This is a genomic window from Bartonella sp. M0192 (genome assembly GCF_016102305.1).
In the GTDB taxonomy this organism is placed as follows: domain Bacteria; phylum Pseudomonadota; class Alphaproteobacteria; order Rhizobiales; family Rhizobiaceae; genus Bartonella; species Bartonella apihabitans.
Window position 1 is genome coordinate 224729 of the sequence record NZ_JACFOU010000001.1, and the last position, 12130, is coordinate 236858.

Genomic DNA, 12130 nt, shown 5'->3' on the forward strand with positions numbered 1-12130 from the left:
CCTATGCCAAAGGCCGCGGGTTTTTGAGATAATCGGACTTGATATTTTCAAGCATCCAATAGGTCAAAGCGCCGAGCGTTCCTGTAGGATTATGCTGGATGTTCTGCGGGAATGCATTGGCACCCGGAATAAACAGATTGTGGTAATCCCAGTGTTGGAGATAACGATTCAATGCCGAACGTTTGGGGTCTGTACCCATAATCGCACCACCCACAGTGTGGGTTGTTTGATAAATGCGGGTATCATATTGCTGGCCTTCTTTCATCGCCGGATTCTGACGATATTTATCAGGACCGATTGCCTCGGCAATCTTGTTGATCTTGTCTGTGATGAATTGCGACATTTTGATTTCATTATTGTGCCAGTTGAACGTCATACGCATCAACGGACGGCCGAATTTATCTTTATAAGTCGGGTCAAGATCAAGATAGGCATCACGATAGGACATAACCGAACCGTGCTGGCCGATCGACATGGCATGTCCATACCAATCGCCAACAGCCTTTTTCCATTCCGCACCCCATGCCGGTGTGCCACCTGGCAACGGCATATTGCGAATTGGTTGGCCGTTGGTCTGGCCTGACGAAATACGGCTGCCACCGATAAAGCCTTCTTTGGCCATATCAATCTGGTTGAAGCTGTAATCATCAAGATAAGAACCGTTACAACCGGTACCGACAAATGGATTGAACACTTTGTCTTTGAAGAACAATGTGCCACCGCCAATAGCAGTCTGGTAGGCATAGTTACGGCCGATAACACCTTCACCGGTAATCGGGTCATAGGGTTGACCGAGACCGGAAAGCAACAACAGGTGAACATTGTTGATCATGAAACCGCCAAGAATAACGAGATCTGCCGGCTGGAAGAATTCTTCATTCTTTTCATTGACATAAGTAACACCGGTTACAGTCTTGCCATCTGCAGATTTTTCAATACGCAAGACTTCCGACTTAACCCGATATTCAAAATTCTTATAACGTTTCAAGGCAGCCAGAACACTGACTTGCGGTGAAGCTTTCGAATAATTGAGGCAGCCATAACGTTCGCAGAAACCGCAATAGTTACAAGGCCCCATCTGCATACCGTAAGGGTTTGTATAAGCCTCGGAAGCAATAGCCGACGGGCACGGAAACGGATGAAGCCCGATTTTCTTTGCACCTGCTGCAAAGAGCCGCCCATTATAAGTATAAGGCAAAGCCGGCATAGGATAGGGGTTCTTGCGCGGGCCTTCGAATGGATCGCCACCTTCCTGAATTTTACCGTTCAGATTGCCGGCAGTACCCGAAACACCTACGACCTTTTCAAACATATCGAAATGTTTTTCCAGTTCGTCATAGGTAACGCCCCAGTCCTGAATGGTCATATCTTCCGGAATGATATTGCCGAAAGTTTCTTCGATATAGGAACGGGCTCTGAGCTCTTCCGGCTGTGCACGCCATGTCATGCCGTTCCAGTGGATACCGGCTCCGCCAACGCCGATGCCGGGAAGAAAAGAACCCAATTGGCGATAGGGAAGAGCGACCTGATCAAGGCCTCTACGAATCGTTAACGTATGATCGCGCGGGCGAACAGCGGTACCGAGACGAACACCGTATTTCAATTCGTCAGCAGGCTTCGGATAAGCAAAACTCGGAACGGTGTCGCGGTCTTCACCACGTTCGAGTGCAACAATTTCCAAACCTTCTTTTGCAAGTTCGATGCCACTGATTGCGCCGGTCCATCCGAGGCCGATGATGACAACGTCTTTCTTCTTCATTGTTTGTGTCATGATTTAAGCCCTTTGACCTGAGAGTGAAACGGGCCCGAGTTTATAAGGAACATTGTCCTTTTCGACCCATTCAAGGAAGCTTGCACGTGCACCGGGGAACCCGATGTAGACCCATGCAGCCATGTCATAATTGCCACCATATTGGGGATCTGCGAAATAACCTTCCTTGGTGTTTTGCAAAAGGAACGAGAAGAAATCGCCAGAACGCAATTCAGCAATTTCGACTTCATCCTTTTCGATACGCTTCAAAGCTTCATCCTGTTTTTCAGCGGGAAGCTCGGCAAAAATCGCACCATATTGGGCTTTGCACCATTCATTGATCTTCGGAATAGCAATGCGATAGGCTTCGGCAGGTGAAGGTTCTGCCTGATAACCTGTGTAACGCGGTGCATCACGATTGAAAGGTGCCTGTCTATACCAGTGGTCCCCTTGCCCCCAGGGATCAGCCATTTGCTTGTCAATGAAAACCGGAACACGTGCTTCCAAAGCACCGGGTCCTTTTCCGTCTGAAGGGATGATTCGGGCAGTAGCGGCCATCACAAAAGCCCACTCTTCAGCGTTAAAGAAAGACCGCTGATAGTTTTGTAAAGGAACCGGCCCTTGTGGCTGTGCCATAACGTGACGGGCCGATAATGCGGCGGCTGCACATGCTGCTGCCCCAATAAGAAGGCCCCGCCGCGTAATGGACAGGTTGGTTGCGTTCAAATTTTTTCGTGTCATAAATACCTCCACGAGCGAAATACTGTGCCCTCGTTACACGAATTATGGCAAGATTTAAGCAACAAGACCGTGAGCTCCGAAAAAGTGATAAACCTTCAGTTGATTGTCACATTTTTAAACGTTGATATCTTTATCCATTTTCTATTTTTTTGTTTTCGTTTATGCTTCGTTAAAAGTTTGAAAAAGGGGGAGAGATTCTCGTGAAACAGAATCACTTGATAGTTTTCGTGCTCGCCCCTTTATGGATAGCAGGCTCGCTCGTCTTTTCTTCTGCCAGAACCCCGTCCTTCGAACCTGAAGGTCGCTATTGCGGTTTCGTCTATAATGCCGGTTATATTGTCCGTTCTGAGGTCGTGCTCGGCAAAACGGAAGACGGTCGCCTGATCGGTACCATGACTTATCGTGATGGTGATGATGTCACCAAGGGGACCGTCGAAGAACTTGTAAAAAAGCAGGGCCGTGAACGATCGGTCGAATGGAAAGATAAATATGGTTCCGGACTTGCTATCTGGAAATTTGATGAAAAATTTGATGAATTTGAAGGCCTTTGGGGAACAGGTATGAACATTCCCCGATATACTTGGACAGGAAAACGCTGCAATGACGTCACCAGTTAAGAAAAACGGAACTGTGATTCCCCGCATTCTTTCAATTGCCGGAACCGACCCTTCCGGAGGTGCGGGAATGCATGCCGATATCAAAACCTTTTCGGCAATGAAAACCTACGCCATGAGTGTTGTCACAGCCGTTGTCGCACAAAATACGCAAGGTGTTCGGGCATTCAAAGCCATGGATGCCGATTTCGTCGCTGACCAGATTGATGCTGTTTTCGAGGACATCAAAGTCGATGCGGTGAAAATTGGCATGGTGGCCAATGCCGCAATTGCCGAAGTTATTGCCGATAAGCTTATCCATTATGGCGCAAGCAATATTGTTCTTGATCCGGTCATGGTGGCCAAAAGCGGCGATTTATTGCTTGAAAACGATGCCATAGAAATTATTCGTAATGTACTTGTACCAATGGCTGCCATTATCACTCCCAATCTGCCGGAAGCAGCGGTCCTTCTTAAAACAAAACCGGAATGGTCACTTGAAGAAATGCGAAAATGCGCACCCGATATTCTTGAACTCAAATGTCGTTCTGTGCTGCTAAAAGGCGGGCATCTCAAAACCCCGACAAGCCCTGATATTTTTTGTGATCGGCACGGTGTTATCGAACTTGAAGCGCCACGCATTGCAACGAAAAATGATCATGGCACAGGGTGCACAATTTCGGCAGCCATTGCCGCTTTATTACCGACAACGCCACTTGTTGATTCAGTGCGTTTCGCCAAACGTTATCTGACCGGTGCACTTGCCGCTTCAAATAAACTCGAAGTCGGACACGGGCATGGGCCTGTTCACCATTTTTATGAATTATGGCAAGACGGGATGACCGGCGATTAAATTGTCATTCGTCCGGAAGTCTTGAAAACCGGTCGCGATAATTTTGCGGTGAAACATGAAAGTGACGTTGAAAAACCCGTCTTAAAGTTTCTTCGCAGCCAAAACCACATTGGCGGGCTGTCTTTTTTATCGACCAGTTCTGTTCAAGATATTGTCGTGCAGCCTCAAGCCGGAAAAGCTCAATGGCTTTGGCCGGCGATGATCCGGTATTACGCGTATAAAGGCGGGAAAAATTCCGTTCGCTCATACCGCATTTTTCGGCAAGAATTGCAACTGACAAGGGACGGGAGAGATTTTTCATAACCCATTGATTGAGGAGATTGAATCGTTCATCTTCGCAATAAAAATCGAGAAGTTCGCTGAACTGGCTTTGCCCACCCGGACGACGAAGATAGACAACCAATTGACGGGCAACGGATTTTGCCAGATCGAACCCCAAATCTTCTTCCACCATTGCCAAAGCCATATCTATACCGGAGGTGATTCCGGCAGATGTCCAGATTTTACCGTTGCGAATAAAAATTGCTTCGTTTGTCCATAAAACATCCGGATAATCCTTCCGGAATTCGTCTATCCTGCTCCAATGCGTTGCTGCTTTTTTCCCGTCAAGCAGCCCGAGCTTTGCCAATGCCAGAGAGCCGCTACAGACCGATGCTGTGCGCCGCGTTTTCCGGTTCATCATATCAAGCCACTCAAGGAACTTCGTGTTTGCGGCAAAGCGGTTGATGCCGCGACCACCGCTTATAATAAGCGTATCAAAGTGATCGGGTGCCAAGGACAAAGGTTTAACCGCCAATTGTAGCCCGCTTGTCGTTCTGATTTTGTCATTTTCGGCGATTGTCAAAAGTTGGTAAGGCTTCACGTCACTTTCATAAAGGTCATTGGCACTGGCATAAAGGTCATTGGCACTGGAAAAAACCTGCATTGGGCCAGTAATGTCAAGCAGTTGCGCATCGTCAAAGCAGACAATAGCAATCGTTTTTGGCGCAATGGTTTCCGGTGCAATGGCTGCCGAAAAATCAATCGAACATCTCTTACTTGGCTTAAATTGTGGGGTCTTTGTCATGACTGCCAATCTAGCGTGCTCTATGGTTTTTAAAAACATATTTTTAACAAGGGATGATCAATGACCATAAAAGCCGGATTTTTTATTTTTGATGAAATGCAACTTTTGGATTTTGCTGCACCCTACGATGAATTTTGTTCAACTCCTGAAATAGAGGTTTCTCTCATTGGAGAAACCTTGAAGCCGATTACAACGACGAGCGGTTTATCCTTTCAACCAGATCATGATATCAGCACAATCCTTCCGCTTGATGTTCTGTGCATTCCCGGAGGAGATGGCGTCAATCAATTTATCAATAATGAACCGGTACTCGAGTTTTTCCGTAAAGAAGCAAAAGAAACCCGCTTTGTCACATCGGTTTGCACCGGTTCGCTTATACTGGGTGCAAGCGGCCTTCTCAAAGGTCGCAAAGCCACAACCCACTGGAGCGCCATGGAATTTCTACCGCTTTTCGGAGCAATTCCTGTTGAGGAACGTGTGGTTGTTGATGGTCATATTATAACCGCCGGCGGGATTACTGCAGGTATGGATTTCGGCTTGGTCATTATCGCAAAACTTCTAGGCCAGGAAACGGCCGAAAAAACGCAATTGCTCATGCAATATGATCCCGAACCGCCGTTTGATTGTGGAACACCTGAGAAAGCCCCGAAGGCACTGGTGGAGCAACTTCAACAACAAAATAGTACTGACGAACGGAGAGAACTTATCCGTGAATGGCAGGAAAAACACGGGTTCTGACAAGCCGTTGCGCGTCTTGATTGTCAAAACGATAAAATGAATTTTTTTTAAAAAAATGCCGGTATAAACCGGCATTTCTAGCATAATTGAATCTCCGCTGTTTTTTAACGGATCGGAGGAAACCACCGATAAACGATGGTTTCAGAGGCTTACCAATAGCCCAATATTTTCCACCAGATACCGCCAATAATTGCGAAGACCAGAAGATTGACGACACTCATCACAAAACCCACGCCCCACCAGCGGCCAAGAGTGACGTAACCCGAACCGAAAATAATCGGTGATGTACCGGTGGCATAGTGGGTCAAGCACATCATGATTGCCGAGGCGGCAGCCATCAGCAACATGAACAGATTAATATAATCACCGGGAATGAGGTTAACACCAACCATCAGGAAGGCCAGCATCATTGCACTGATGTGAGCTGTCGTACTTGCAAATACATAGTGGGTGTACATGAATGTCAGGATCAATACAGCCATCGCTGCAGGCCAGCTCATGCCGCTTGATTCAATAGCAAAGCGCAGACCGTCAGAGAACCAGGCAATAACACCAAGTTTGTTAAGCTGTCCGGCAAGCATAACCAGCGCTCCGAACCAGATGAGTGTATCCCAAGCACTTTTTTCCTTGAGCACATCATCCCAGGTTAGTGTTCCGCATAACAACAGGATGACCAGACCAACGAATGCAACTGCCGTCGGATCAACCGAAAAAGACGGGCCGAACAATGCTGCCGGAAGACCTGCCCACAACAAAAGCATAATGACGAATGTGAGCAGCATAATAATTTCCGGCGCTTTGATCTTACCCAGTTTCTGCAACTCATCATGGGCAAAAGTGACAGCATTCGGAGTAATTTTCAGTTCTGGCGGAGAAATCAGATAAATGACAAACGGCATAAGCAACATGGCAACAATGCCCGGTACCAACATGCACAGTGCCCAGGTACTCCACGAAAGGGTAAAGCCTTGATGGGTTGCTTCGGCAATATAATTGACAACCAGCGGATTCGGAGCTGTCGCTGTAATAAACATTGCCGAGCTGATCGGATTTGCATGATAATTGACAAGTGCGAGATAAGTACCGACTTTGCCTTGCGTTCCCTTCTGGGGAACAGAATCATAGGCAAGGGCAATCGACCGCATGATCGGGTGAATAATACCACCGCAGCGTGCTGTGTTGCTTGGGGTAAAAGGAGCAAGTAATAATTCGCAAAGTGCGAGTCCGTATCCGATACCGATGGTTCGTTTACCGAGAAGACGAATGAAATAATAGCCAATCCGTGCACCCAAACCTGTTTTAATCAGGCCGCGCGAAACAATGACCGAAATAACAATCAGCCAGATTAGCGCATTGTCCATTGAGCCCAGCGCATCGGCAACAGCTTTCGGAGAGGTTGGTGATGTCACCTTGGACAACATGACCACGGCAATCGTAATCATCGACATAACACCAAGAGGCATAACTTTAAGAATGATGCCAAGAATAGCTGCCACAAAAATGGCTACAAAATGCCAAGCTTCTGCAGTCAAACCGGCAGGCTTCGGCGACATATATAAAGCCCAGTAAATGAGCACACAAATAATACCGGGAATAATACGAAAAGGTACATATTCCGATAGTTTCTGGTTTAATTTGCTTAGGGATTGCATCAATATAATCCTTTATGAAGGCTTCTCCAGTAAGGGTTTTATATAGAAGATTTCAGTTTATAGACCAGTCAAAAGAAGCCTTGGTCTCATGAAACATCCACATCTTAATATCACTTTGAATGAAACTGGCAATAATATGATTTCTCTTGCCACATTATCCAGATTTGATACGTACGGTTTATCATTCATATGCTGAAAAGAGAATCCTGGGGACGACCATCCGGCGAATAAAATCCACGATATTGCTTCCGCTATGCGAACTAATGCAGATTTATTTTGCGATTAATCTATCGGCTTATTATGCGGTGGCCGTGATTTATCCATTTTTCATTTCTGAAGCGATTGATTTGCATAATTTTTTAAAAAATCCGGCTCTTACGAAAATTCGTTTGTTTGAAAAGGTGACTGCGAACCAACCAGACTTCTGCTGATCCCATGTCCTTAATTGAATATACAGTTTTCATATTTTTCCGCCAATGCCTTTGAACTTTTCGACAAAAGCAGAAATTTTATCAAACACTGTTTTCTTTTTTGACGCATATTGCGGATTAAGAGGACTCATTCTTGGAAGAGCCTCACTCAAGTCAGTGCCGTTCTCATTGGCAAATTCGTGTTTTAACGACGTCGCCAAATAACGTTTTGCGGCATCCTCACGCAATTTTTCGGAAGCAATCAGTTCTTCGGCTTCGCGGGCCTGTTCTTTTTGTGCAAATTGATAGAACTCGTCGATAATGCTTGATTTATCAGGAATTTTATCGAAATCTACGTGATTGATGAAATCGACAATCAGGCTTTCTTTGGCTCTGCTTCCCACGCTTGAGCGGATCAACCTGCGTCCCTCTTCGATAATCGTCGCCTTATCCTTGTTTTTTCTGGTCTCTTCAAAAATAAGTTCGAGAATATAATCAAGGTTGATTTCTTGCGATTTTAACAAATCGACTTCAAAGACGACGTCTTCCCAGATATCGCGCGGATCTTCCGGCTTTTTACCATCTCTTTCTCGACGAAGCCAATCGCGAATATCGTTGTAGGTTGATCGATAATCTTGCAAGAGACGAATGTCCGGAACGTCAATCTCTTGCAGTTCTTTCAATTTTTCATCGTCAATCTGATATTTTGTTTGTAAAGCAGCAACTTCTTCAGGGTTTTCAATGTCTATTTTTTGAAGTTCATTAAGACAGGTAAACTCGTCGTAATTCCGCAATATATTTTCAATGCGTAAATATTCGCCAAAGAGTTTGACAAAATCTTTTTTGTCTTTTTCCGTATGAATTGCAGTCGGGTCGGAAAACCGGCTCTTGAGTTCGTTAACAATCTCGATGTAGCCACGGTGCCGTTCGCCTGTAAGCTCGTCCGTATAGCCCCTGATATAATCCTCGAAAGTCCGCTCAAGAGCGATATCTTCAATGTCGTCATGATTTTTTTGACCAAAAAGCTTCAAAGCGTCGATTGTCGGCTGTTCAAGATCACGAAAGGTTATAATATTGCCGAATGTTTTGGTTGCATTATAAATGCGATTTGTGCGCGAATAGGCCTGAATGAGCCCATGATAGCGAAGATTTTTATCAACAAACAAAGTATTCAATTGTGGTGCATCAAAGCCTGTCAAAAACATGCCGACAACAATCAGAAGATCAACTTCCTGTTTTTTTACCCTTAAAGAAAGATCACGATAATAATTCTGGAAGCCTTCACTATCGACGCTGAACTTGCATTTAAATTCTTCGTTATAATCATTGATTGCTGCTGTTAGAAATTCTTTATCCGACTGTTGAAGCTGTGAGGGATCAAAGCTCTCGTCGGCAATATCGCCTTCAGCATCGGTAACTTTTTCGCAAAGTGCATCTTGTTCGCCATTGGCTGCAAAAGAAAAAATCGTTGCAATTTTTAAACTATGTTCGCGGTCTTTTTGCAAGGCTTTCAGGCAGTTATAGTAAGCTTTGGCAGCTTCTACGCTTGAAACCGCAAACATAGCATTAAAACCTTTGCCATTTAGTACATTGCGGTGTGTTTTGATAGAAAAATTGTCGAGAATATAACGTGAAATTTCTTTAATCCGATTGGGGTGTAGCAATGCATCGCTGGTTTCTGCAGCCGAGAGCTTTTCAATGTCCTGTTCACTTTCCACTTTGTTGAAAAGCGGGCGCACATTATTATAATCAACCTTGAATTTTAAAACCTTTTCATCACGAATAGCGTCGGTGATAACGTAGCTGTGCAATAACTTGCCGAAAACGCTTTCGGTCGTTTGGGCGCTTAAGGCATTTTCTTTAAAAATCGGGGTTCCTGTAAAACCGAACTGATAAAACTGTTTGAACTTCTTGTTAATGTTCTTTTGTGCTTCACCGAATTGCGAACGATGCGCTTCGTCGAAAATGAAAACGACCTGCTTGTTATAGATTGACAAATCGTCTTCACTTTTTATCAGATTGTTAAGTTTCTGAATGGTCGTAACGATGATTTTATTATCATTATTCTCGACATTATACTTCAATCCAGCCGTGTTGTTGGATCCAATAACGCTATCGCGCGAAAAACGCCGATATTCTTTCATCGTTTGATAATCAAGGTCCTTGCGGTCGACCACAAAGAGAACCTTGTCAATAAAATCGAGCTCGGTTGCCATAAGCGCTGTTTTAAAACTGGTCAGCGTTTTTCCTGAACCTGTTGTATGCCAGATATAACCGCCGCCTTCTGTGCTGTGCCACTTTTTAGCGTTATGGGCGGATTTGAGTTTCCATAAAATACGTTCTGTTGCGGCGATCTGATAAGGTCGCATAATCAACAGCGTATTTTCCACGTCAAAAATCGAATAATTTATAAGAATATTGAGCAACGTGTTCCTGGAAAGAAATGTAGCAGTAAAATCTTTCAAATCGGATATAATTGTATTGTCCGAACGCGCCCAATTCATTGTGAAATCGAAGCTATTTTTGTCGCGTTTGGTAGTATTGGCAAAATAACGTGTGTCAGTACCATTAGAAATAACAAATATCTGCAAAAATTTGAAAAGCGAATTATCTTTATTGAAGCTTTCTTTCGTATAACGATGAATCTGGTTGAATGCTTCACGTATGGCAACGCCACGTTTTTTAAGTTCCACTTGAACCAATGGCAAGCCGTTGACCAGAATGGTTACATCATAGCGGTTGGCAAACGTACCTTCTTGTTCAAACTGGTTGATAACCTGAAGCTGATTGCGAAAAATGTTCTTTTTATCAATGAGATAAATATTTTTTATTTCACCACTATCGAAAATAAAATCATAAATATGGTTGTTCTGAATTTTGCGGGTTTTATCAATAATCGTATCGCTTGGGCGATCAAGATATTCGGTTAAAAACCTCTGCCATTCACTATCTGAAAACTTCACGGAGTTCAGTTTTTGCAATTGCTCGCGCAGATTTAGAAGTAATGCTTCATGTGAGGTGAGCTTAGGCAAATATTCATAGCCTTGATAAGACAGATCTTTTATAAGCTCATTTTCAAGATCGGCTTCCGTCTGGTAGGTAGCACCTGTTTGATCTAAGTTGTCGTAGCGATCAAGAACAATAAAATTATTTGTTTCGGCAATCGGTTGTATCTTAATGCTCATTTTGATTTTTCTCTTCAAAGAATTTAAAATTATGAATAAGATGCTTAACTAAAACGCCAACCGCTTCTATATCGTCTGCTGATAGATCTCCAGGTTCCTCTTCAGTCAATTTTGAATGACTATTAAAATTCATTATTCTGGTATAATGTGACACTTTGTTTTGAGGTAATATTTTCCCCCAACTCTCATATCCCAAAAACATAGCAGTTTTTTCATATAAATTCCTAAGTAACATGAAATGATATTTTTTAATATTTCTATTTTCTATTGCTCTAACAAGAATATCTTTTAAATAAAGATGATAGCTCAATGCATTATTAGCATCTCCTTTTTTTTCAGCAAGCTCATAAGTACCATCCTCAAGCCGCGTTAAAAAATAACTTTTCTTCTCTTTAATTTCGTTATAAAGAATATTATAAAATAACGTGTTGTGCGTCGTAATTATAACATTTAATCCAATCCTAGCACACTCGCGAATAGCCTTACCCAACTCTATAGCTAATTCTATCAAATGATTTTGATCTAAGGAACTAACTGGATCGTCGATAAAAATATATTTTAACGCATCAAATCTGTCAGTCGTTTTCTCGTCATTGTCAGACGCCGTTTTTTCTTTAATGGCAATTTGCATATAATTAAAAAAAATGCTCCAGATAAAACAACTTTCTTCCCCCTTCGAAATTTTTATATTGCGTTCTGTATCATTACCTCCTGTCATAAAATCGAACGTTATCCAGTCTTTCGTATCTCTTTCATTAATATGGAAGTTAACATTTATTCCTTTGTTTGTAATTTTTTGAAAATAAGAAACAATTTCTTTCTCTTCTCCCAGTTCATTTATAATAAATTGGAGGAATGAGTTATTTTGGACTACTAATTTATGGGTTGATTCCTTTTCCCAGTAGAAAATATCTTCAAAATCTGAATTGTAGTTTAATATTGGAATTTTGTTTTCTGTGCGCTCAGTTTTTTGAGGAACAAGCTTTTCAAATTCATGTGAAAGCCTTGTCTTCCCTGTTCCATTAAATGCATAAATTAAATGAACCTTAAGATTTTTTTTATGTCTATCACACCTTTCCTTTAACCCCTCTGCAATATTTTTCAGTGTACCTTTTGCACAAAAAAAATCTTTTTCACCCACT

The 12130-nt window shown here is 43.1% G+C and carries 9 protein-coding genes; 3 read left to right on the forward strand and 6 right to left on the reverse strand.

Annotated features, from left to right (window positions below):
- Window position 1: 1 nt before the first annotated feature.
- A complete protein-coding gene (locus H3S82_RS01065; RefSeq protein ID WP_198237085.1) occupies window positions 2–1771 on the reverse strand; it encodes a GMC family oxidoreductase in 1770 nt (589 codons plus the stop codon).
- Window positions 1772–1774: 3 nt separating this feature from the next.
- On the reverse strand, window positions 1775–2491 hold the full coding sequence (locus tag H3S82_RS01070) for a gluconate 2-dehydrogenase subunit 3 family protein (protein WP_077973268.1): 717 nt from the start codon (window positions 2489–2491) through the stop codon (window positions 1775–1777).
- A 200-nt stretch (window positions 2492–2691) separates the two neighbouring features.
- On the opposite strand from H3S82_RS01070, the gene H3S82_RS01075 reads away from it, so the two are divergent.
- The gene (locus H3S82_RS01075) at window positions 2692–3108 is read left to right on the forward strand and encodes a hypothetical protein (RefSeq protein ID WP_198233074.1); all 417 of its coding nucleotides are present in this window, start codon (window positions 2692–2694) and stop codon (window positions 3106–3108) included.
- Window positions 3092–3937: a bifunctional hydroxymethylpyrimidine kinase/phosphomethylpyrimidine kinase gene (gene thiD, locus H3S82_RS01080; protein WP_210326720.1), complete on the forward strand. Its 846-nt coding sequence runs from the start codon at window positions 3092–3094 to the stop codon at window positions 3935–3937. The genes H3S82_RS01075 and thiD overlap by 17 nt, the downstream gene beginning before the upstream one ends.
- 4 nt (window positions 3938–3941) lie before the next feature.
- Here thiD and H3S82_RS01085 read toward each other — a convergent pair whose 3' ends face one another.
- Entirely contained in the window at window positions 3942–5003 is a 1062-nt protein-coding gene (locus tag H3S82_RS01085) for a GlxA family transcriptional regulator (protein WP_198233073.1), read from the reverse strand.
- A 60-nt stretch (window positions 5004–5063) separates the two neighbouring features.
- Here H3S82_RS01085 and H3S82_RS01090 point away from each other — a divergent pair, with 60 nt between their 5' ends.
- On the forward strand, window positions 5064–5741 hold the full coding sequence (locus H3S82_RS01090) for a DJ-1/PfpI family protein (RefSeq protein WP_198233072.1): 678 nt from the start codon (window positions 5064–5066) through the stop codon (window positions 5739–5741).
- Between the two features lie 149 nt (window positions 5742–5890).
- On the opposite strand, the gene H3S82_RS01095 is transcribed toward H3S82_RS01090, so the two are convergent.
- From H3S82_RS01095 to H3S82_RS01105, 3 genes are all read right to left on the reverse strand, one after another.
- The gene (locus H3S82_RS01095; RefSeq protein WP_077973278.1) at window positions 5891–7393 is read right to left on the reverse strand and encodes a DASS family sodium-coupled anion symporter; all 1503 of its coding nucleotides are present in this window, start codon (window positions 7391–7393) and stop codon (window positions 5891–5893) included.
- Between the two features lie 460 nt (window positions 7394–7853).
- Window positions 7854–10988, reverse strand: a complete 3135-nt coding sequence (locus H3S82_RS01100) for a type I restriction endonuclease subunit R (protein ID WP_198237086.1) — start codon at window positions 10986–10988, stop codon at window positions 7854–7856.
- On the reverse strand, window positions 10978–12129 hold the full coding sequence (locus tag H3S82_RS01105; RefSeq protein WP_198233491.1) for an anticodon nuclease: 1152 nt from the start codon (window positions 12127–12129) through the stop codon (window positions 10978–10980). Before H3S82_RS01105 ends, H3S82_RS01100 begins: the two co-directional genes overlap by 11 nt.
- Between the last annotated feature and the right edge of the window lies 1 nt (window position 12130).